General features: G+C 71.4%; 17 protein-coding genes. 11 read left to right on the forward strand and 6 right to left on the reverse strand.

The window, feature by feature from the left end:
* The first annotated feature begins 57 nt into the window (after positions 1 to 57).
* The 5 genes from IA22_RS0121655 (at position 58) to IA22_RS0121675 (ending at position 5,315) form a co-directional block, all read left to right on the forward strand.
* Positions 58 to 1,311, forward strand: a complete 1,254-nt coding sequence (locus IA22_RS0121655) for a PP2C family protein-serine/threonine phosphatase (protein WP_014152589.1) — start codon at positions 58 to 60, stop codon at positions 1,309 to 1,311.
* Positions 1,308 to 2,927: a sensor histidine kinase gene (locus IA22_RS0121660; RefSeq protein ID WP_030124547.1), complete on the forward strand. Its 1,620-nt coding sequence runs from the start codon at positions 1,308 to 1,310 to the stop codon at positions 2,925 to 2,927. The genes IA22_RS0121655 and IA22_RS0121660 overlap by 4 nt, the downstream gene beginning before the upstream one ends.
* Positions 2,924 to 3,367 carry a response regulator gene (locus IA22_RS0121665; protein ID WP_014152591.1) on the forward strand — a complete coding sequence of 148 codons (444 nt, stop codon included), beginning with the start codon at positions 2,924 to 2,926 and terminating at the stop codon, positions 3,365 to 3,367. The genes IA22_RS0121660 and IA22_RS0121665 overlap by 4 nt, the downstream gene beginning before the upstream one ends.
* A 98-nt stretch (positions 3,368 to 3,465) precedes the next feature.
* Positions 3,466 to 3,921, forward strand: coding sequence for an ATP-binding protein (locus IA22_RS0121670; protein ID WP_030124548.1), 456 nt, complete (start codon positions 3,466 to 3,468; stop codon positions 3,919 to 3,921).
* A 245-nt stretch (positions 3,922 to 4,166) separates the two neighbouring features.
* A complete protein-coding gene (locus IA22_RS0121675) occupies positions 4,167 to 5,315 on the forward strand; it encodes a DMT family transporter (RefSeq protein ID WP_209443743.1) in 1,149 nt (382 codons plus the stop codon).
* Here IA22_RS0121675 and IA22_RS0121680 read toward each other — a convergent pair.
* The gene (locus IA22_RS0121680) at positions 5,285 to 6,550 is read right to left on the reverse strand and encodes a transglycosylase family protein (protein WP_030124550.1); all 1,266 of its coding nucleotides are present in this window, start codon (positions 6,548 to 6,550) and stop codon (positions 5,285 to 5,287) included. The genes IA22_RS0121675 and IA22_RS0121680 overlap by 31 nt on opposite strands.
* A gap of 200 nt (positions 6,551 to 6,750) precedes the next feature.
* On the opposite strand from IA22_RS0121680, the gene IA22_RS0121685 reads away from it, so the two are divergent.
* Entirely contained in the window at positions 6,751 to 7,821 is a 1,071-nt protein-coding gene (locus IA22_RS0121685; protein WP_030124551.1) for a LacI family DNA-binding transcriptional regulator, read from the forward strand.
* Between the two features lie 72 nt (positions 7,822 to 7,893).
* Here the strand turns inward: IA22_RS0121685 and IA22_RS0121690 are convergent, their stop codons facing one another.
* Positions 7,894 to 9,228 (reverse strand): ROK family transcriptional regulator, encoded by a 1,335-nt coding sequence (locus IA22_RS0121690; RefSeq protein WP_078468444.1) that lies wholly within the window; start codon positions 9,226 to 9,228, stop codon positions 7,894 to 7,896.
* Between the two features lie 143 nt (positions 9,229 to 9,371).
* On the opposite strand from IA22_RS0121690, the gene IA22_RS0121695 reads away from it, so the two are divergent.
* The 5 genes from IA22_RS0121695 (at position 9,372) to IA22_RS0121715 (ending at position 15,334) form a co-directional block, all read left to right on the forward strand.
* A complete protein-coding gene (locus IA22_RS0121695) occupies positions 9,372 to 10,685 on the forward strand; it encodes an ABC transporter substrate-binding protein (RefSeq protein ID WP_030124553.1) in 1,314 nt (437 codons plus the stop codon).
* A 10-nt stretch (positions 10,686 to 10,695) separates the two neighbouring features.
* Positions 10,696 to 11,706: a carbohydrate ABC transporter permease gene (locus IA22_RS0121700; protein WP_030124554.1), complete on the forward strand. Its 1,011-nt coding sequence runs from the start codon at positions 10,696 to 10,698 to the stop codon at positions 11,704 to 11,706.
* Positions 11,699 to 12,577: a carbohydrate ABC transporter permease gene (locus tag IA22_RS0121705; protein WP_081889871.1), complete on the forward strand. Its 879-nt coding sequence runs from the start codon at positions 11,699 to 11,701 to the stop codon at positions 12,575 to 12,577. The genes IA22_RS0121700 and IA22_RS0121705 overlap by 8 nt, the downstream gene beginning before the upstream one ends.
* 232 nt (positions 12,578 to 12,809) lie before the next feature.
* Positions 12,810 to 13,193 carry a hypothetical protein gene (locus IA22_RS0121710; RefSeq protein ID WP_030124556.1) on the forward strand — a complete coding sequence of 128 codons (384 nt, stop codon included), beginning with the start codon at positions 12,810 to 12,812 and terminating at the stop codon, positions 13,191 to 13,193.
* Positions 13,194 to 13,327: 134 nt separating this feature from the next.
* Positions 13,328 to 15,334, forward strand: a complete 2,007-nt coding sequence (locus IA22_RS0121715) for a hypothetical protein (protein ID WP_030124557.1) — start codon at positions 13,328 to 13,330, stop codon at positions 15,332 to 15,334.
* Between the two features lie 148 nt (positions 15,335 to 15,482).
* Here the strand turns inward: IA22_RS0121715 and IA22_RS0121720 are convergent, their stop codons facing one another.
* The 4 genes from IA22_RS0121720 to IA22_RS0121735 form a co-directional block, all read right to left on the reverse strand.
* Positions 15,483 to 17,249: a discoidin domain-containing protein gene (locus tag IA22_RS0121720; protein ID WP_030124558.1), complete on the reverse strand. Its 1,767-nt coding sequence runs from the start codon at positions 17,247 to 17,249 to the stop codon at positions 15,483 to 15,485.
* Between the two features lie 87 nt (positions 17,250 to 17,336).
* A complete protein-coding gene (locus IA22_RS0121725) occupies positions 17,337 to 18,461 on the reverse strand; it encodes a DUF1996 domain-containing protein (protein WP_030124559.1) in 1,125 nt (374 codons plus the stop codon).
* Between the two features lie 739 nt (positions 18,462 to 19,200).
* Positions 19,201 to 20,334, reverse strand: a complete 1,134-nt coding sequence (locus IA22_RS0121730) for a S1 family peptidase (protein ID WP_030124560.1) — start codon at positions 20,332 to 20,334, stop codon at positions 19,201 to 19,203.
* Between the two features lie 242 nt (positions 20,335 to 20,576).
* Positions 20,577 to 22,091, reverse strand: coding sequence for a carboxylesterase/lipase family protein (locus IA22_RS0121735; RefSeq protein WP_030124561.1), 1,515 nt, complete (start codon positions 22,089 to 22,091; stop codon positions 20,577 to 20,579).
* Positions 22,092 to 22,150 lie beyond the last annotated feature (59 nt).

Below are 22,150 nucleotides of genomic sequence, written 5' to 3' on the forward strand. Positions count from 1 at the left end.
GCTTCCTGCCGATACGGCCGTGGGTTTTCCTGTGCCGTCCGGACGAGGGAGTGGAGAGTGAGCGAGTCACCGTTGGGCACCTCTGCGCGTGTACGGCCCGGCGTGATTCCCGAACAGCAGGGGCTGCCGGACGTCGACGCGTCCGTCTGGGACGTCGACGCGACCCTGCTCCTCGTCGAGGACGACGCGGGGGACGCACTGCTGGTCGAGGAGATGCTCTCCGACAGCGAGCTCGACGCCCCGCTCACGTGGTGCAAGACGATGGCGGAGGCCCGGCGGTTCCTGCTCGGCTGCCGCACCCCGGTCTGCGTCCTGCTGGATCTGCATCTCCCCGATGTCCACGGCCTCGACGCCGTCCGCCAGCTCGTCGAGTCGGCCCCTGACGCGGCCGTCATCGTCCTGACGGGTCTCGACGAGTCCCAGACCGGGCTGTCCGCGGTGGCGCAGGGCGCCCAGGACTACCTGGTCAAGGGGCGGATCGACCCCGAGGTGCTGGGCCGCGCGGTCCGGTACGCCCTCCAGCGCAAGCACGCCGAGCGGTCGGCGGCGGCCATGCGCGCCGGTCAGCTGATCGCCCAGGAGAACGCCCGCCTGGAGCGGGCCCTGCTGCCGATCCCGCTGCTGCTGGACAACAGCTTCCTGGTGGCCGCGCGCTACGAGGCAGGACGCGCGCACGGGCTCCTGAGCGGCGACTTCTACGACGTGGTGCAGACCTCGGACGGCGCCGTCCACGCGGTGATCGGTGACGTGTCGGGGCACGGGGCCGCGGAGGCGGCCCTGGGGGTCTGTCTCCGGGTCGCGTGGCGCACGGCCGTACTCACCGGTGTCTCGCAGCGCGAGAAGATCGGGCTGCTGGAGAAGATACTCGTCGCCGAGCGGTCCGATCCCCATGTCTTCGCCACCGTCACGACGCTCGTCTTCCCTCCGGACAGGGACCGGGTGTTCGTCGCCCGGGCCGGGCACCCCGGACTGCTGCTGAGACGCGGCAAGGACGTCGGGTGGGTGGAGCCCGAGGCCGGGATGGCCCTCGGACTGCTGCCCGGGGCCGGCCGGTGGACGATCACGGAGCTGGAGCTCTCCCCCGGCAGCGAGCTCGTCCTGTTCACCGACGGCCTGTTCGAGGGGCGCACGGGGCCCACTTCCCGGCTGGGCGAGGACGGCCTGCTCGCCATGGCCGGCAGGTACGGCGCTCTGGAGCCCCGCGCGTTCGTCGACGCGCTGGTCGCCGAGGCCACCGAGAGCGCTTCACCGTACGGCGGTCTGGCCGACGACGTCGCCGTACTTCATCTGGGCTGGAAGGCGAACGCATGAGCACCGAGGAACCCGCGTCCGGGCGGCCGATAGCCGGACTGTCGGTGCAGAACTGGGTCCATCTGATCCTGGCCGGCTTCGTCGTGGTGGTCTGCGGCTGCCTCGTGGTGGGCGGGCTCGTCCTCTCACGTATCTCCGACCGCACCACCGAGCTCGTGGACCACATCCAGCCCGCCCGCTCCGCGTCGTTCCAGCTGCAGAACTCGCTCCTCGACCAGGAGACCGGGGTGCGGGGTTACGCGCTCACCGGTGACACCACGTTCCTGGAGCCCTACGAGGAGGGCATGCGCGCCGAGCGGGAGCGGCTGGCCCGGCTGCGCTCGCTGACCGGTGACGAGCAGCCGTACGCCGGGGACGTGGAACGGATCGAGCGGGCCGCGCAGCAGTGGCGGACCCTGCGGGCCGAGCCGCTGATCGCCGCCGTGCGGGAGAACGGGCCCACCGCGGCCACCTCCGCCCCGATCATGCGGAGCAAGGCGGACTTCGACTCCCTGCGGGCGCTGTACAACGCCCAGCAGAGCCACCTGGACGACGCGCGTGACACCGCACGCGCGGAACTGGGCGACACGCGCACCACGCGCGACTGGGTGCTCGTCGCCCTGGTGGTCGGCTTCGTGCTGGCCGTGGTGTCGCTGAGCCTTCTGCTGCACCGCGTGGTGGGCCGGCCCCTCGGCGCCCTGACCGCCGCTTCGGACAGGGTGCGGGCGGGCGCCTTCACCGAGAAGATCGACGTCCGGGGCCCGTCGGACGTCCGGGCGGTGTCCGAGGCGGCCGAAGCCATGCGCAGCCGTCTGGTGGCCGAGCTCGCCGAGTCCCAGGAGCGCGAGACGCTGCTGGCCGAGCAGACCACGGAGCTGCGCCGGTCCAACTCCGAGCTGGAGCAGTTCGCCTACGTGGCGTCGCACGACCTCCAGGAACCGCTCCGGAAGGTCGCCTCCTTCTGCCAGCTGCTGGAGAAGCGGTACAGCGCGGAACTGGACGACCGGGGCAGGCAGTACATCGACTTCGCGGTCGACGGCGCCAAGCGGATGCAGGTGCTCATCAACGACCTGCTGACCTTCTCCCGGGTGGGACGGGTCCAGCAGAGCTGGAAGCCCGTGGATCTCGACGCGTCCCTGGACCGGGCCCTGACCAACCTCACCCTCGCCGTCGAGGAGTCCGGAGTCGTCGTCGTCCGTGAGCAGCCGCTGCCGGAATTGCTGGGCGATTCGACGTCCCTCACCATGGTGTGGCAGAACCTCGTCGGGAACGCGGTCAAGTTCCGCAGGCCCGACGTGCCGTGCCGGATCACCGTCGGGTGTGTCCGGGAGGGCGACGTCTGGCATCTGACGGTCGCCGACAACGGTATCGGGATCGCTCCGGAATTCGCCGACAAGGTGTTCATCATCTTCCAGCGCCTGCACGCCCGCGACGAGTACGAGGGAACCGGAATCGGACTGTCCCTCTGCCGCAAGATCATCGAGTTCCACGGTGGCCGGATCTGGCTGGACCCGAAGCCTCCGGAGGGCACACTGATTCACTTCACCCTGCCTGTCCTTCCTGAGGCGCCCACACACACCACGGCGGAGCTGCTCGCCCCCGCCGCGCTCACCCCCCGGTCGGGAGACACCCCGTGAACGACGCCGTCAAGCCCATCGAGGTCCTGCTGGTCGAGGACGACCCCGGCGACGAGCTGATGACCCGTGAGGCCTTCGAGGACAACAAGATCCGCAACACCCTCCACGTGGTGCGTGACGGGCAGGAGGCACTCGACTTCCTCTACCGCCAGGGTGAGTACACCGAGGCTCCGCGCCCGGACCTGGTGCTCCTCGACCTGAACCTGCCGAGGTACGACGGCCGGCAGGTGCTCGAGCGGATCAAGACCGACCCCGAGCTGGCCTTGATCCCGGTGGTCGTCCTCACCACGTCCTCGGCCGAGGAGGACATCCTGCGGAGCTACAAACTGCACGCCAACGCCTATGTCACCAAGCCGGTGGACCTGGAACAGTTCATCGGCGCGGTGCGCCAGATCGACGACTTCTTCGTCAGCGTGGTCCGGCTGCCCCGGCGTGCGTAAGATCTGAAAGGATCCCCCGGAGTGGGATCTCTCGACACGGGTAGACGAACGGCGAGAAGAGGTCCTTGACCTCCCCTGCGGCGCCCTGGCTGGAGCACATGAACGAACAGGCCATCTCACGGCCGGACGGCCCCGTACAGGTGCCCCCGTCCACGGAGGTACTGCTCGCTGCCGAGGTGTTCGACGGCGAGCCCGGATGCATCGCGCAGGCCCGCGCGCTCGCCGACCGCTTCCTCGCCCGGCTGGTGGCCGAGTGGCTCGCGGAGCTCGGCGAGAACACCCGCAGCGATCTGATGCTGGCGGTGAGCGAGCTGGTCACCAACGCGGACCGTTACAGCCACGGCCCGTACCTGCTGGAGCTCGAAGGCGACGCGCGCCGCATCAGCGTCACCGTGTACGACAGCAGCACGGCACTCCCCGTGCTCTACTCCCCTGACCCTGCGCGCCTCGGCGGCCACGGCATGGAGATCGTCGTCGCTCTCTGCGACCGGCTCACGGCGGAGCGGGTGCCGGTCGGCAAGCGCATCCGCGCCGAGTTCATGCTCAGCACCTGAGCAACGTCCCCCACGTCTCTCCTCCGATCCGGCGGCACCCGCCCGTAGCGAGCCCTTCCGGACACCTGGCGCGGTCGACCGGTGGCAGCGTGCGACCTCCCCCGGCGAACTTCTGAGCCCTCGGGCCAGGAGGACTACCGTCGAGAGGAGGACCCCGGAGTGATCGACGTACTACTGGAGCAGTACGCCGAATCGCCGCCTCAGGGACGACGACTCGGCGGCTCCGACGGGACATCGTGGTGTACATGAGTTCCCTCGCGTTTTCCGTGCTGCTCTCCCTGGTCTCCGCCGTCGCCTACGCGGCGGGCGCGATCGTCCAGGAGCGAGTGGCCGCGGCCGGCGACAGCCGCCCGTACGCTCCGCTGCGCAACGGAGCCTGGTGGGTCGCGGTGGCGCTCAACGGCGTGGGGGCGGTGCTGCACGTGGTGGCGCTGGCGTACGGGCCTCTCAGCCTCGTACAGCCCCTCGGAGCTCTGACGATCGTCTTCGCCCTGCCGATGGCCGCGCTCTTCGTCCACCGCCGGGCCGGGCGCACGGCGTGGCGTGGCGCGGTGATGGCCACCGTCGGGCTGGCCGGGCTGCTCGCTCTCACGGGGAGCACGGGCTCCCACACGCTGGCCGGCCCGGAGCAGTTCGCGCTCGCGACCGGGACGGCCGGTGCCGTGCTGGTCCTGCTGGTCCTCGCCAAGGGGTTCCACCGGCCGATGCTGCGCAGCGTGGTGCTGGCCACCGGCGCCGGTATCGCCTTCGGCATGGCGTCGGTGTTCACGAAGACGGTGGCGGTGGAGTGGACCTCCGGCTCGGTGACCTCCGGGCTGCCGACCCTCCTGGTGATCGCGGGGCTCGCCGCCGCGGGGCTGCTGCTCTCGCAGGCCGCGTACCGGGGCGCCGGGCTGACGGCTCCGCTCGCGACGGTCACGGTGGTCAACCCGGTCGTCGCGGCGGCCGTGGGTCTGACCATGTTCGGCGAGCGGTTCCGCTTCGGGACGACGGGCACCCTGATCGCCCTCGGCTGCGGCGCGCTGGCGGCGGCGGGGCTGGTGCTGCTGACCACGGAGCGCGTGGGGGCCGAGCGGAACGCGCAGAGGGGAACGGGGTCCGGGGGACGGAGGACGGAGGAACACGTCGACGCGCCTGCCGGGGACGCCGACGGGTCTCGGGCGGTGGTGCTGCCCGAGCCGGCGAAGCCGGTGGTTCCCCAGGGGGCGGCGGTGCTGCCGGACCCGTTCCCGGCTCCGACGGCACTCTCCCTCCCGTTGACCCTGCCGTTGGACCACGGCGGCGGGCGGGTCGAGTTCGACGGTCGGCAGGCCGCCTCCGGCCCGGCCCGCCGGGGTGACTTAGAGGGCCGGGCGGGGAACGTTCAGACGCTGACGCCGCCTGCCCTGAGGTAGGCCAGGGGGTCGATGTCGGAGCCGTAGCCAGGGCCGGTACGGATCTCGAAGTGAAGGTGCGGACCGGTGCTGTTGCCGGTGGATCCGGAGCGTGCGATCCGCTGGCCGGTGCCGACCTGCTGCCCCGCGCGCACGTGCAGCGAGGAGAGGTGCGCGTACTGGCTGTACCTGCCGTCGTCGTGGCGCACGACGACCTCGTAGCCGTAGGCGCCGGCCCAGCCTGCCGAGACCACCTTGCCGGACGCGACGGCCTTGACCGAGGTGCCGGTGGGCACCGGGAAGTCGACGCCCGTGTGGTAGCCGCTGGACCATGAACCGGCCTGGTGGTACGGGGTCCCGGTGCCGGCCGACACGGGTGCGGTGAAGCCGGACCGCGGCTTGGACGCCTTCTTTTCGGCGGCGCGCCTCGTCTTCTCCGTCGCCTCGGGAGCGGGCTTGGGGGTGGCGGGCCGGGCCCTTTCTGCGGCCTTCGGCGCCTTCTTCCCCGCGGCTTCGGGGGCGGTACTCCTGGGGGTGGCCTTCCGGTCCGCCGCGGTCGACGGCGTTCCGGCGCCGTCGAGGCTCAGCCGCTGTCCCGGGATGATGAGATCGGGGTCGCTCCCCACCACGGTGCGGTTGGCCGCGTACAGCCGCTGCCAGCCGCCCCGCACCCGCTCGGCGGACGCGATCCCGGAGAGCGAGTCGCCGCGCGCGACGGTGTACGACTCACGTGCGCCGGGCACGGCGGTGGGTGACGCCTTCACCGTCGCGCCGTCACGGGCGGTCCTCGCCGCGGGCCCGGACTCCGGGGCCTTGTCCTTCCCCCCGTCGACGGCCACCTGACGCTTCGACTGCGGGGCCAGGCCGGGGGCGTCGTCGCCCTGCTCCAGTCCGGCCCTCACGGAGCACGTCGGCCAGGCTCCCGGGCCCTGCCCTTCGAGAACCTTCTCGGCCACGGCTATCTGCTGGTCCTTGGTCGCGAGATCCGCCCGGGCGGCGTAGGCCGTGCCCCCGTAGGCGGCCCAGGTGGACCGGGTGAACTGCAGGCCTCCGTAATAGCCGTTGCCCGTGTTGATGTGCCAGTTCCCGGTCGATTCGCAGGCGGCGACCTTCTCCCACACATCGGTCGTGGCGGCCCCCGCCGAGGCCGCGGTGAGGAGCGGGAGCGCGATGCCCGCGCCTCCCGCCGTCACCGTGAGCGAGGCACGGTTGATCCGGCTGGGCTGGTATCTGCGGTGCCGTCCGGTCGCGGCCATCTTCAGGCTCCCCCACTGGCTGTAGGACACGTCACAAGCCGTCAACTTATGGGCACACAGCGGGTGATGACAAGTAACAGTCTGCGCCTGCCGAGCGTGCGCCCCGGCGCGCGAACCGTACGGACGGCCGCGGAAGGCGACGGCGGGGCGAGCAGGAGAGCGCTCTATCCCGGCGTCCGTCCGATGCTATAAATGCGCTCATGACGGATGCTCTGCGACCGGCGGGCACGGCCCCCACCCTGGAGGACGTGGCACGGACGGCCGGCGTCTCGCGCGCCACGGTCTCCCGCGTCGTCAACGGGGTACGCAACGTCGACCCCGCGATCCAGGAAGCCGTGCGACGAGCGGTCTCCGTCACCGGCTACGCGCCCAACCGCGCGGCCCGCTCCCTGGTCACCCGGCGCACGGACGCCGTCGCCCTGGTGGTGTCGGGCGCGGGAGCCGAGCCGGACGACGAGGGGGCCGCGGGGCGGGGATCCTTCACCGCCCAGGTCTTCGCGGACCCGTTCTTCGGCCGGGTCGTCACCGGGGTGGTCGACTCCCTGCGGCCGCGCGGGATGCACCCGGTGCTGATGTTCGCCGAGACGTCGCGGGCACGCGAGGAGGTGGTGGAGTATCTGCGGCAGGGCAGCGCGGACGGGGCGCTGATCGTGTCGACGCACGCGGAGGATCCGCTGCCGCGGCTGGTCACGGAGGCGGGCCTGGCCGCCGTGCTGTACGCGCGCCCGGCCCGGCCGGTCGGGATCAGTTACGTCGACCTCGCGCACCGGGACGGCGCCCGGCTGGCCGCGGAGCACCTGCTGGCACGCGGCTGCCGGCGGATCGCCACCATCGCGGGACCGCTGGACGTGGCCGCCGGGCAGGAGCGGCTGGCGGGTTTCCAGGAGGCCTTGGCGCAGCAGGGGGCATCCGAGCCGCCCGTCGTCGAGGGGGGGTTCACACAGGAGAGCGGGGAGATCGCCATGGAACGGCTGCTCGCCGAACACCCGGGTCTGGACGGGGTGTTCGCAGCGAACGATCTGATGGCGACCGGAGCCTGCCACGTGCTGCGGGAGCACGGCAGGCGGGTGCCGGAGGACGTGGCCGTGATCGGCTTCGACGACAGCAGTGCCGCGTCGGCCTGCCGGCCGCCGCTCACCACGGTGCGACAGCCGGTGGAGGACATGGCGGCGGAGATGACCGGACTCCTGCTGGACCGGCTCGCCGCACCGGACCGGCCGGTGACGTCGGTCGTCTTCGAACCGGTGCTGATCGTCCGGGATTCCGCGTAGGCCGGGAGACCGGCCGCCGGGCCCCTCCCACGCACGAAGCACGGGGGCGGAGGACGTTCGGGACCCGCCCCCTCAGCCTGCTGCGGAGCGGCCCCGCACCGGTGCCGCCGCACGGGCCGACGCCACCCCGGCGCCCGGCCGCACCGTCGGCGCGGGCCGTGTGCCGCCGCGCGCCAGGAAGTCGGACAGCGGCAGGGTCGCGGCGCCCACCGTCACCGCGTCAGGGCCCAGATGCCCCAGGCCGATGGTGGTACGGGCGACCGCGTGCTCGAGGGCGTACTCCTGGGCGTACCGGCGGATCTGCGGGAGCAGGTGCGGGCCGATCAGCAGGCCGGCCCAGCCGCCGAGCAGGATGCGTTCGGGCAGGAAGAGGTTGACCAGATCGGCCAGGGCCGCTCCCAGGCACTCCGCCGTCTCGTCCAGGATCGCGACGGCCACCGGGTCCGGTGCGGCGCCCCCGGGCCCCGGATACGCCGCCGCGAGCAGTGCGGCGAGGGCGGTCTCGTCGTCGGCGTCCGGAGGCAACGGGCCCCCGGCCTCGTGCCAGCGTTCCCGCATCGCCTCCGCGCCGGCGTACGCCTCCAGGCACCCTATGGAACCGCAGCGGCACCGGCGGCCCCGCAGCTGGACCGTGGTGTGCCCCCACTCCAGGGCCGCGTTCGAGAGGTCCTCGTCGAGGATGTCCCCCCGGCTCACACTCGCCCCCACACCGGAACCGATCAGGGCGACGGCCGCCGCTCCGGCGCCGCGGCCGCCGCCGAACCACATCTCGGCCTGTCCCAGCGTCTTCGCACCGTTGTCGATGAAGAACGGCACCTCCGGCGGGATCTGCACCGCCTCCCGGAGCAGCCGTTCGAAGGGAACGGCGCTCCATCCGATGGTCTGACCGTGCACGACCGCACCCGGGCCGCCGACGGCCTCCGGCGCGTCGCGTTCGATGATGCCGGGCACCCCGATCCCGATGCCGAGCAGCATGCGCGGGTCGGCGCCCGCGTCGCGCAGGACGTCGGAGACCCCCGAGCGGACATGACCGACGATGCGCTCGACGTCGTACCCGTGCTGGGCCAGCAGCCGGTCGGTGCGCGCGAGCTCCGTCAGGGAGAGGTCGAACAGCTCGACCCGGACCCGGGTCTCGCCGATGTCGATGCCCACGAACAGCCCGCCGCCCGGGGCGATCCGCAGCAGGGTGCGGGGGCGCCCTCCGTCGGAGTCGACGACGCCGGCCTCCTCCAGGAGCCCCTCCGAGGCCAGCTCGGCGACCACGTTGCTGATGGATCCCGAACTCAGCCCGGTGGCGGGCCCCAGCTCCTGACGGCTCAGCGGGCCGTCGAAATACAACCGTTGCAATACCCGCGCCCGATTGCCCCTCCGCAGGTCACGCACGGTCCGCCTGCTGCGCTCAGCCATGTTGCTCCCTTCGTCCCGGCAACATACCCCGGCCCCGGCTCTTGACGCGCACTTTCTTCACCTCTTAAATCACATCTTAAATTAAGAACGGAAGGGGCGTTCGGATCCCGAACCGCGCCCTCCCCGGAAAGGGGCCACCTTTCATGCGCCACCTCAGAGCCGCAGCAGCGATCACCCTCGCCGTGTCCGTCGTCGCCGGTGTCACCGCCTGCGGCGGCGGTACGTCGTCGGACGGCGGGAGCAACGAGTCCCCGAAGACGCTGACCTACTGGGCGTCCAACCAGGGCCCGAGCATCGAGGCCGACAAGAAGATCCTCACCCCCGAGCTGAAGAAGTTCGAGAAGGAGACCGGGATCAAGGTGAAGCTGGAGGTCGTCCCCTGGGCCGATCTGCTGAACCGGATCCTCGCAGCCACCACCTCGGGTCAGGGCCCGGACGTGCTGAACATCGGCAACACCTGGTCGGCCTCGCTCCAGTCCACGGGGGCGCTGCTCCCCTGGGACGACGAGAACTTCGAGGCGATCGGCGGCCGGGACCGCTTCATCGACTCGGCGGTGGCCTCCGCGGGCAAGGAGGGCGAGCCGCCCGCCGCGGTGCCCCTCTACTCGCTCTCGTACGCCCTCTACTACAACAAGAAGATGTTCGCCGACGCGGGCATCACCGCCCCGCCCGCCACCTGGGACCAGCTCGTCGAGGACGGCAGGAAGCTGTCCAAGGACGGCAAGTGGGCCCTGGGCGCCGAGGGTTCCAACCTCTCCAACAACATCCACCAGACGTTCGTCCTGGGGCAGCAGCACGGCGCTGACTTCTTCGACGAGCAGGGCAAGGCGGACTTCACCTCGGACGGAGCCGTCGCCGCCGTGAAGCAGTACGTCGACTTCATGGCCAAGGACAGGATCATCGCTCCGGGCAACGCCGAGTACGCCCGGAACCAGTCCCTGACGGACTTCGCCAAGGGCCGGACCGCGATGGTCCTGTGGCAGGCCGCCGCCACCACGTTCGCCGCCCAGGGCATGGAGCCGGAGGACTGGGGCGTCGCCCCCGTCCCCGTGCCCGCCGGCGCGCCGGGCGCGGGCAAGCAGACCAACTCCATGGTGGCCGGGATCAACATGGCGGTGTTCAGGAACACCAGGAACATCGACGGTGCGAAGAAGTTCGTGAAGTTCATGACGAGCGACGCCGAGCAGAAGATCCTCTGCAAGACCTACGGCTCGATCCCGCCCGTCAAGGCCGCGCAGTCGGATCCCGCGTTCGCGGCGCCCGAGCTGAAGGTCCTGCGCGACACCCTCGCCACCAGTGCCGCTCCGCTCCCCCAGGTGCCGAACGAGTCGCAGTTCGAGACCGCGGTGGGAACCGCGGTGAAGGAACTGTTCGCGGACGCCGCGGCCGGCAGCCCCGTCACCACCGAATCGGTCAAGGCGCGCCTCGAAAAGGCCCAGCAGACGATGCAGAGTTGAGGCTCCGTCCATGACCGCCACCGTGACCACGGACCCCGGGACCGGCAAGCAGGCCAGGGGTACGACCCGGGGCAGCGGGGGTGCGCGCCGCGGGATACCGCGCATCCCCGACCGGATCCGCCGCGGCGGACTGCCCTATCTCCTGCTCCTCCCCGCCGTCCTGCTCGAACTCCTCATCCACCTGATCCCGATGGTCGTCGGCATCGTGATGAGCTTCCGTCAGCTCACACAGTTCTTCATCGGCAACTGGGGTGCCGCCCCCTGGACGGGCCTGGAGAACTACGAGATCGCCGTCGACTTCGACGCGCCGATCGGTGAGGCCCTGCTCCACTCCTTCTTCGTCACCTGCGTCTTCACGTTCTTCGCCGTCGGCCTGGCATGGCTGTTCGGCGTCACAGCGGCGATCATGCTGCAGGAGAGCTTCCGCGGCAGGGGCTTCCTGCGCACGCTCTTCCTCGTCCCGTACGCCCTGCCGGTCTACGCCGCCGTCATCACCTGGGCCTTCATGTTCCAGCGGGACAACGGGCTGGTGAACCACGTCCTGCACGACCAACTGGGCATCACGGACCAGCCGTCCTTCTGGCTGATCGGCGACAACAGCATCTACGCGCTCATCGTCGTCTCGGTCTGGAAGGGCTGGCCGTTCGCCTTCCTCATGCTGATGGCCGCGCTGCAGAACATCCCGCGCGAGCTGTACGAGGCCGCCGCCATCGACGGCGCGGGCGTCTGGCAGCAGATCCGCAGGATCACGATGCCCTCCCTGCGGCCCGTCAACCAGGTCCTCGTGCTGGTCCTGTTCCTGTGGACGTTCAACGACTTCAACACGCCGTACGTGCTGTTCGGCAAGGCGGCTCCCGCGGGCGCGGACCTCATCTCGATCCACATCTACCAGTCGTCCTTCGTCACCTGGAACTTCGGCACCGGTTCGGCGATGTCCGTGCTCCTGCTGCTGTTCCTCCTCGTCGTGACCGCCGTCTACCTGTTCCTCACGTCCCGAGGAAGGAAGGGCTCCCATGCCTAGCCGCGACGGCCGCCGAGCCGGCCGGTCCCCGATGGCCGCACCACGGTCCTTCCTGTGGACCCGGCGCGTGGTCCTGACTCTCCTCGCGGGCTTCGTCCTGCTGCCGGTCTACGTGATGATCAGCAGCTCCCTCAAACCGCTCCAGGACGTGTCGGGGAAGTTCCGGTGGATCCCCCGCGGCCTCACGGTCCAGCCGTACGTCGACATCTGGGACACCGTCCCGCTCGCCAGGTATTTCGTGAACTCCCTGATCGTGGCGGGGGCGGCGACGGTGTGCTCGGTGGTGATCGCGGTGTTCGCGGCCTACGCCGTGAGCCGCTACGGCTTCCGCGGCAAGCGCGTCTTCACCGTCACGGTCCTCTCCACGCAGATGTTCCCCGGGATCCTCTTCCTCCTTCCGCTGTTCCTGATCTTCGTCAACATCGGCAACAGCACGGGGGTCGCCCTCTACGGCTCCCGCGGCGGACTGATCCTCACGTATCTGACGTTCTCGCTGCCCTTCTCCATCTGGATGCTGATCGGCTATTTCGACTCCATCCCGAGGGACCTGGACGAGGCCGCCATGGTGGACGGCTGCGGCCCGCTGCGCGCGCTGTTCCGGGTGGTCGTCCCGGCCGCCGTGCCGGGAATCGTGGCCGTCTCCGTGTACGCCTTCATGACGGCCTGGGGCGAGGTGCTGTTCGCCTCCGTGATGACGAACGACGCCACCCGCACCCTCGCCGTGGGCCTCCAGGGCTACGCCACCCAGAACGACGTGTACTGGAACCAGGCCATGGCCGCCTCGCTCGTCGTCAGCGTGCCCGTCGTGGCGGGATTCCTGCTGCTGCAGCGCTATCTCGTCGCCGGGCTCACCGCGGGAGCCGTCAAGTGACCGCTACGGAAAGGCGGCCGGTGAACGATCTCGGCGCTCTCCCCCGGAACTTCACCTGGGGGTGGCCACCGCCGCGTACCGGATCGAGGGAGCCGTGCCGGAGGTCCCGGGTGACGGCCCCGGAGCGCTCCCCGGCACGGCGGCACCGGCCGCCGTGCCGGGGAGCGTCCGCCGCCCGGCGCACCGCAGGAGGGCGATCAAGCGGGGCGGGCCCGGCGCTTATGCTCACCGTATGGAGCAGAGCGAAGTCCTCAAGCGAGTGATCGGCATCCTCACGGAGGCCGGCGAGATGCAGCGGCACGCCGAGGGTGACAGCGAGGGCGTCGACCCGGACGTGGGCGGGAACATGGTGACGACCCTGCTCAACGAGACGATGCCGCACATCGCCATCCCCTCCGACGCCACCGTCGAGGAGATGGCCGCCCTGGTGGGACGCGAGGTCGGCGGCGCCGTCGAACAGCTGGTCGGAGCGTTCACACTGGCCTTCATCGCGCTCGCGCAGATCCACGACTCCGGTCAGCAGGACGTGAGTTCGTCCGACGTGCTGCAGGACCTGGCGCTGCGCGCGGAGGAGCTGAGCTCGGGTGACGAAGGGCCGGAGGGGCCTCCTGAGTAGCAGGCGCCCCGCTCCGGACGGAGCGGGGCCACGACGACGAGCGGTGCGGGTGACACGTCCGATGTGACCGTCACACGATTGGCTCGTTTGCCGGGGTGAAGGTTCTCCGCCCACGGCCCGGAAGGCACCAGCACATGCCGCTCCATCCCCCGCCGCTCCGCCCCCTCGGCCCCGGCGCGCGCCTCGGTGTGAAGGAGGCCGAGGCGGCACTCGTCGAGCACTATCCGCGCCTCGTGCGCCTGGCCTACCTCGCCCTTCCGCCGAGCCTGGGCCGGCACCGCAGGGTGCTCGCGGCCCACACCGCGGTACAGCGCGCCCTGCACGGCAGGGCCCGCCCCGCGCCGGGACCGGGCACGGAGGGCATCCCCGCTCCGCGCTCCGGGGGCGGCACGAACGACAGCACCCGCACACCCGCGTACGCCGCGGTCAGACTGCGGGTCGTGCGCTCCGCGCTGGCGTACGGGCACAGGCCCCGCTGGTGGCCGGGGAGGGTGCCCGCACCGGCGGCACTGCTCCCCTCGATGCCGGTCGTACGAGGCCTCAGGCTCTTCCCGCGTGCCGGCGGCATGGACGAATTCGCCCTGGACCGGGCCCTGGCCGACGTCCGGGCACCGGTCCGGGCGGCGTTGGGTCTGCGTCTGCTGGAGTCGCTGTCCCCCGAGGCCGCGCAGGCGCTGCTCGCCGACGCCGGCGTGCGGGATCCGGACGACGCCGTGCGGGCCGCGGCCAGGGTGGCCGGGAGCGACCACGAACGGGTCCGGCGCATGCTGGGGTCGGGCGAGTTCGATCCCTGCACGGTGCAGACGCGCCCCGGCGATCTGCTGCGCCGCCGGCACCGGGTACGGGCGGGGGCGGCCACGCTGGCGCTCCTCACCGTGGCCGGCGGACTGGCCCTCACGGCCGGCGCGGACTCCGACGACGTCGCGTCACGCGCCGCCGCCCGGAGTGTGGCGGTACCGGGCGGGGCCCTCGATCCCACGGCGCTGGTGCGGACGTCCGCGGAGCAGTGGGCGGACACCTCACGCGTGGACTTCAGCGCCTGGCCGTCACGGGGCGGCCGGCTCGACGACCGTGAGCTCCTGCGGCGGGCGCTGGACACCTGGGCCGCTCCCCGGCCGGACGTCACCGTCACCCGCACTCCCGGCACCGCGGTCGTGGCCCCTGCCCAGCCCCCTCAACTGCTGTTCGCGGGCGACCTGGACGGAAGGGCCGTGGTGCTGTTCCACGACGGCGGGGTACGCGTCGTCCGGTACACCGAGACCTTGTCGGGAAGGAGCGCCCCCGCCCTGGACTTCGCACGGGCCGACGGCGCGGACGTCACCACCGCGGCGGCGCTCGCCGTCAGCCGGACCGCGGCGTCGGCCAGATATCTCCTGGCGCCCTGGGTCGCGGAGTCGGCGACGAGGGACCTGCTCGCACCCGATTCCCCCGCACGGCCGCTCGACGTGGACGGTGACGGTGTCACCGCTGCGGTGCCCCGTCCGGCGGAGGGCGGCGGATGCGGGAGCTGGCCCGCGATGCAGCTGCGGTCGTCGGAGAAGATCGTGGAGAAGCACGCGTTCCTCGTCACGGATCTCGGCGACCTCGCACCGGTGCACCTCACCCAGACACCGGCGCCCGGCTCCGGCGCACCGGCCCGCCAGCCACGCGAGGCGACGGGTGCCGACGCCCTGGTGGGCTGGGCCCGCACGGCGTGTTCACTGCGGGACCTGCGGCGATCGGGGGTCCGGGCGGTCAACAACTGGCACTTCGCGGTACAGCCGCTGCCCGGCACCCGTGCCACCGCGGACTGGGTGTGCACCCGGGCGGACACCTGGCGCGGCCCGGGCCGGGTCCTCGTGCAGTTCGTGCCGCCCGCCGTCTCCCCCTCCGCACGGGCCGAGGTGGTGGCCGACCGCCGCAACAGCGCGCTGTGCAGCCGGTTCGGCCAGCACGTCGTCGCCGGTACCCACTGGAGGTCGCCCGCCGGCGCCTGGTACGTGCTCGCCGCGGGGAGCCGCGCCGTGAAGCGCCTGGAGCTGGAGGGTTCCGTCCGCGGGTCCACGGCCGGAACGACGCTGGCGGTCCGCGCGCCCCAGGACGCCGTGTTCCGGGTGACGGCGGCGCTCCACGACGGCGGAACGGCGCCCTCGGCACGGTGACGGACTCCCGCCGTCAGGCGTCGGCCGGGAGCGGGTGCGCGGCCCGTGAAGAAGTCCGGGGTGGGGCCACGGGGCCCGTGGCCCCACCCCGGACCGTCCTGCCGCACCGGCGGCGGGGTGTGGGACGGTGCGGCGGGTTCAGCGCCGGTCAGCGCCGGTAGACACCGAACTCGTAGAGCGAGTAGCCCCAGGGGGTGCCGCGCACGGAGGCGTCGACCCGTACGTAGCGCGCTTCGCCCGTCACGTCGATGTCGTCGATGCCTCCGTTGCCCTCGGTGACCGTGTGGACCGTCCTCCAGTCCTGGCCGTTGTCCGAGGTCTGCACGGTGTAGCCCTTGGCGTACGCGGTCTCCCAGGCGAGCTGCACGTGGTCGAACGCGGTCCTCGTCCCGAGATCCACCTGGATCCACTGCCGGTCGGACCAGTCGCTGGCCCAGCGGGTGTCGAAGGAACCGTCGACCGCCTTGCCCGCGGGGCACGGGCAGCCGGTGCCGCCCGGCTGGGAGGTGGACGCGGCGGCCGGCTTGCCCGCCGCCAGGTTCGTGCCTCCGACCTTCGGCGGCACGACCTTGAAGGACGTGGTCTCGATGCCTACGTTGCCCTTGCCGTCCGAACTCTTGAGATAGACCTTCCACACACCGAGCCGGTCGGGAGCGGTGACCTCGAAGGTGCCGTTGCCCTTGTCCGTGAACCGCACGTCGTCGAGCTGCCCGCTGCCGTCCACGTACTTGCTGCCGAGCAGCATCTGGTGCGTGATCCGGTCACCGTCGGGGTCGGAGACCGACGCCTTCACGGTGAAGGGCCTGCCCGCCTGGACGGCCGAGGCGTCGTCCACCGTCATACCGGTGATCACGGGCGGGGTGTTGTCCCCGGAGGTTCCGGCTCCGTACGCCTTCTTCACGGCGTAGTACGCGAGCCGCTTCTGGCCCGCCGGGAGCAGGTTGAACCAGACACCGCCGAAGTCGTACTCCGTGCCGTAGTGGAACAGGGTGGCGCCGAGCGCGACCCCCGTGTGCCCCGTGACGCACTGCCAGGCCCGGCTGTAGCCGTCGGCCTTGGCGAGATCGGTGGGCTCGTCCGGCACGCCGTTGGCGTCGTCGGGTACCTCCCACTCGCCGGCCGGACCGCCCTCGGTCACGATGTAGGGCTTGTCGAACCCTCCGTCCTGCCACGTCTTCCGGATGTCGCAGACGGCGCCGTAGGAGTTCACCGCGTACAGGTCGAGGTCCGGCGCGTTCTTCTTGTAGTACGGCCAGGCTCCGGTCCAGGCGTCGGTCGAGGTCACCGGGTGGTTCCGGTCGACGGCGTGGATCTTCTCGGCGATGTCGTTGACGAAGGTCGTGTACGCGTCGCGCTGCTGCTCCAGGGCGTCACCGCTGTAGCAGTTCTGCAGCCCGAGCACGGACTCGTTGCCCACGTTCCACATGAGGACGCCGGGGTGGTCCTTGTAGGTCTCCACCCATTTGGGGAACTCGGCCAGCATGTCGTTCTTGTACTGGGTGTCCGTCAGGTAGTTCACACACCCGCCGCTGCCGGGTCCGCCGCCCGGCTGGAGCCAGAAACCGGCGATGACCTTGATGCCCTGGCCTGCCGCGCTGTCCAGCAGGGGTTTGGTGGTGGCGTCGGTGCCCCAGGTCCGGATGGTGTTGACGCCCATCGACCTGACGTCGGGCATGTACGTCCCGGCGTCGGCCACGGCCGGCCCCCAGGTCAGGCCCTTCACCGTGTACGGCGCTCCGTCGACGGTCAGTTTCCAAGCCCCCTGTGATCCTTCGACCTTCACCACGCTTCCGGCCGCTTGCGCGGCGGGCACGGGGAGGGTGGCCGCTCCGGCGGCGACGAGCGCGGCGACGGCGAGGCGCGCCGTCGTGCGTCTGCGGCCGCGGGCCGAGGGGGTGAGACGTGGCAGTTTCATGAGGGTGACAGCTCCTCGTGGGGGGAGTGAATGGGAGAGCGCTCTCCCTCATGGGCGCGGTTCACCCATGAGGGAGAGCGGTGACGGTCAGGGCAGTTCGTAGTTCTCGTCCAGAGCGGCACCCTCGCCGGGGTTGTTCTGGTCGTAGCCCCGGGCGTCGCACTGGAGGCCGCCCACGATGCAGTGGCCGACCATCGCGTCCAGCGTGGCGCCGTCCCAGGCGTTGAAGAAGTCGTAGTGGAAGGAGTGGCCCGTGCCGCTGGCCAGCCTCACCTGCGACATGTCTCCGTTGACCGGCCAGGCCATCTTGAACTCGATCATCGGCAGCGCGACGGGGTGACTGGCCGGGCAGACGTCCTGGTTCGCACCCATGACGATCGGATAGGCCATGTGGGCCTTGTGGTCAGGGGTGTCCAGATGCTTGCCGTCCCAGCAACTGGGAGCCTGCATACGGAGGTTGAGCTGGGTGTCCCGACTGGTCGGACACGTCGCCGGGAACTCGTAGTTGTGGTAGCTCTCGCCGCACTCGTACCCCTCGACCGTGCCGGGATGGTCGCGGAACTCCGCGGCGGTCTGCGTCGGGCTTCCGACGACGAAGCGCAGCCCCTTCGGGAACGGCCGCACGGTCCGGTAGTCGGTGACACCTGCCTTGTAGTAGATGGTCTGCGGGCCGACCGGGCGCACCTCCTGGTCGCCCTTGTACAGGGTCGGCATCCAGTACGCGGACAGGTCACCGGGAGCCTTGCAGGCGGTGCCTCCCGCACCGAGCGACGCGGTGGTGCTGTTCTCGTCCGTGGTGTCGTTCCCCATGAACGTGTGGTGGTGCGACTTGCCGGTCTGGCCCGGGTAGACGATCGGGTCGACCGATCCGGTGTGGTCGACCGAGCAGTTCGCCTGGAACTCGTGGAAGTACCGGTGGGGCGGGATCTCGGTGGACGGCTGCACCCCGGTGACCGGCGGGATCGCGGGGATGTACCCGTCACCGTCGGGGTCGTCCCCCGAGGGGACAGGGGCGGCCGCCACGGCGTGACCTTGCGTGTGCTGCGCCCCCTGCATGACGCGCGAGACCTGGGCGGGTGCGCCGGCCCCGGGCACCGCCTCTGCCGGGGCACCGGCACGGGTGATCGCCGTGAACCCCGTGACCACCAGGGCCAGTGCGGCGATGACGACCAGGGCGGACACCAGGGTGGATCTGCTGATTCTTTCGGCCATGCGGACCTCCATGCCGCTCTGCGCCCGCGCACATCGGGTGCGCGGTGGGGGGAGAGTGGAGCTGGACGGTGCGTCGTACGGAACATTGGGAGAGCGCTCTCCCACGTGCTGTCAGTGTTACGCCGCCGCCGAGAACATGTCAATAGTTCGTGAACGGCGGCCGCTGCACGGGCAGTTGGCCCTGCGGCGCCCCTCACCCAGGTGACTCGAGACCGCCGGAGGCCGGTGCGCACGGCAGGGCCTGGGAAGGGATCACTGTCCGAGGGCGGTGCGGGGGTGGCATCGCCGCCCGGGCACGGAAGGAACGCAGACACGTGGTGGGGGTAAGAGACCGGCGGCTCACAGGTGGCCGGTGATGCGGATCCGCACCACATGACCCTCGCCGTGCGCGGAGTGACCGTGGACGGCCCTGTCGCACACGCGCTCGCAGTGGACGGACCTGTCACACACGCGGTCGCCGCGGGCGGACCTGCAAGGAGCGGATCGGCGGGGCTTTCCCGTGGCGGCATCAGCGCGCGAACGGGCTCGGCGATCACCCGGGCCGCCTGCGTCGGGGTGCCCCGGCCCGATGGGGGGGTGGCGAGCGCGGCGGGAGGGGGTGAAGCCCGTCCGGCCCCGCCGCCTGCGGCAGGGCCGGTGTCGAATTCGGCCGAGGCCTGCTGCGGCAGGGGGCCACCCTGCTGCCGCAGCAGACCCGGTCGGCTGCCCGCCGGACCGTAGCGGCCGGCGGAGTCGCGTGTCAGGCCGTGTGGAGAGTCAGCCCGTAGCGGTTGAGGATCTCGTTGATGGGCTGGTACCAGGTCTCACCGCCGCTGCTGCAGTTGCCCCAGCCTCCCGAGGTCACACCCTGGGCCTGGTCGCCGCTGATGAACGAACCGCCGGAGTCGCCCCCTTCGGCGCAGACGCTGGTCTTGGTCATCTGACGGACGGCGCCCTGGCTGTAGTTGACGGTCTCGTTCTTGGCGAGGACGTTTCCGCAGTGCCAGTGGGTGGTGGAGCCGGAGCGGCAGATCGACGCGCCGATCGGGGCCTCGTTCGAGCCACGGACCAGCTGGTCGGAGACGGTGCCCCAGCCGAGGACCACGGGGACGGTCCACCAGCCGCTGCCCACGTTCACCCAGGCGTAGTCGTTGTCGGGGAAGGACGATCCCTGGAAGTTGCCGATGGCCGATCCGTCCCAGCCCCTGACCGCTCCGCCCGCCTGGCCGCAGTGGCCCGCCGTGACGAAGCCGCCGTGGACCGAGAAGCCTATGGAGCAGCGGACGTTGCCGGTGTAGTACGGGTCGCCGCCGACCGTTCCCGCGGCGAACGTCCGAGCCGCCTCGGAGGTCTGCTCGACCGTGACCGGGCCGGCCTCGCGCGCCTTGGCGACGAAGGACCGGACATCGTTGTCACCTTGTTCGGAGGCGACCACGGTCACGACGACACTGTTCGCCCGGGGGTCGACGTGCCAGCTGCTCACGCCACTGGGCGCGGTGAGTGCGTCCAGCCGGTTCTTCACGGCGTCGAGCTCCCGCGCCGTGTGCTCGACGACGCGGACCTGCGCGCCGGCCGCCCGGACGACACCCGCCTTGGCATCGTCGGTGACGGCGACCGTCAGCCTGCCGCTGCTCGCGTCGAACCAGGAGCCGCCGTACGAGGCACCGGCCGCGCTCCGCGCGGTTCCCTCCAGGGCCGTCGCCTTCTTCTCGGCGGTGAGCCGAGCCTCGGCCTGGCTCTTCGTCAGCCCGAGGTCGCGCTGCATGGCCGTGATGATCCCGGCCGACGCCTGGGGTTCGGCGGAGGAACGGGAGTCGGCCGCCGTCGCCTGGGTGAAGCCGGCGGTCGCCCAGGTGCCGATGATGAGCAGTGCGGACAGACCGGTCCGCACCATCGTCGTATGTCTCAAGGGAGTGCCCCTTCGTGTTGTTCCAGCATCGTGGGGGTGGAACAGGAAGCATCCGAAAGCCGTCTGAGAGCGCTCTCAGAAGTGCCGCCACGGACTGTAGTCCAGTTCGACGGGCAGGTCCATGCCAATGACATCCCGCGGCTGCCCCGCCGTGCGTCCGTCGATCCGCCCGTGCCACCCGTGCGGTCCCGCGAACGGGCAGGTGCGCGTCGGCCCTCTCGGTGAGGTCAGGGGGCCCGCAGCGGAAGCCCGGCCGCTCGCCACGGCTCCCGGAAGTCGTCCCACCCGCTGCCGCCGCTCTCCGGGGAGGTGTCCCAGATCCGTACGGCATCACCGGTGACGGATCCAATCGGCTGCCAGCCGGGATCGCCGGTGGCGGCGAAGTCCGCCCAGGCCTGCGCCATGCGCCCGGCGAGTTCACGGTCGGCGGCGCCCGGATTCCCCCCGACGAGGAAACGGACGTTCTCGTCGTCCAGGGTGCCGAAGGCGAACGGGATGTCTGCGCAGTGCCAGGCCCTGAGAGGCGCCCCGTGCCCGTCGCGCCGGCGGACGAAGCGGGCGAGGTACGCACGCCCTCCCGCCCGCGCGTGGGACTCGGCCAGCCTGCTGCTGTACTCCCCGAACATCAGGTCCCCGTACACGGCCAGGTAGATCTCGTTCACGGATGCCCCGGGCATCAGCGCGCGGTAGTCGGCCGGCAGGGAGCGCGGGAGGCGGTGGTCGGCGGCGAACGCGGTGAGTTGCTGCTCCGTGGTGACCTTCGCACAGCTGCCCACGGCGTCCAGCAGCCAGTACTCCTCCGCGGTGTGGCAGACCATCAGGTCCACCTCGCGGGACACTCCCGCCACACACGCCGTCAGCGGGTCGGCCGGCAGTCCTGCCACGCCCGCCACCGGTCCGTAGATCGCCGGATCGTAGTGGCGGTGCCCCGACCCGGGGTCCCGCCTGTAGCCCTCGGCGACCCGGTCCGAAGCCTCGACGAGGGCCTTCGGGGAGGCCGAGGCCAGCCCGGCGTACGTGGCGGGGACACCGGCGGCCGCGGCGACCTCCGCCGTGGTGCGGGCGGCGGACTCCGGGGTGGCGCAGGCGTTCACGGCGCTGTGGACGAGGGCGCGGCGGAACAGGCCGCGCGCCGCGCCCATCGCCATGAGGCAGGCAACCGAGGTCGCTCCGGAGGACTGTCCCGCCACCGTGACCCGGCCGGGATCGCCGCCGAACGCGGCGATGTTGTCGCGCACCCACCGGAGCGCGGCGATCTGGTCGAGCAGTCCACGGTTGTCCGGCCGGGCTTCCTCCCCGTCCGCGGTCGGGACGTGGCCGAATCCCTCGAAGCCGAGGCGGTAGTTGAGGGTGACGACCACGACTCCGTGACCGGCCAGGAACGTCCCGTCGAAGTCGGGCTGTGCGGAGGAACCGAAGACGTAGGCGCCGCCGTGGATCCACACGAGCACGGGGAGCCTCCCGCCGTCGCCGTCCGGGGTCCAGACGTTGAGGCTCAGGACGTCCTCGTCGCCCGGTGACCAGACAGGCGCGCCGGGAAGCTCGGCCGACTGGGGGGCGACGGCCCCGAACGAAGCGCAGTCGCGGACTCCGTTCCAGGGCGCGGCAGGCCGCGGGGCGCGGAACCTGTCCGCGCCGAAGGGCGGCGCCGCGTAGGGGATTCCGCGCAGGACGACGACTCCCGGATCCCGGACGGCGCGTCGCCCGGCGACCGCTCCGGCCGCCGTCGTGAACACGTTCATCTTCATTTTCCCCCGTTCCGCCCCTGTCCGGGACGCGGATCCAGCCTCGCACCCGTCGG

The sequence above is a fragment of the Kitasatospora papulosa genome, assembly GCF_000717245.1.
GTDB lineage: Bacteria > Actinomycetota > Actinomycetes > Streptomycetales > Streptomycetaceae > Streptomyces > Streptomyces papulosus.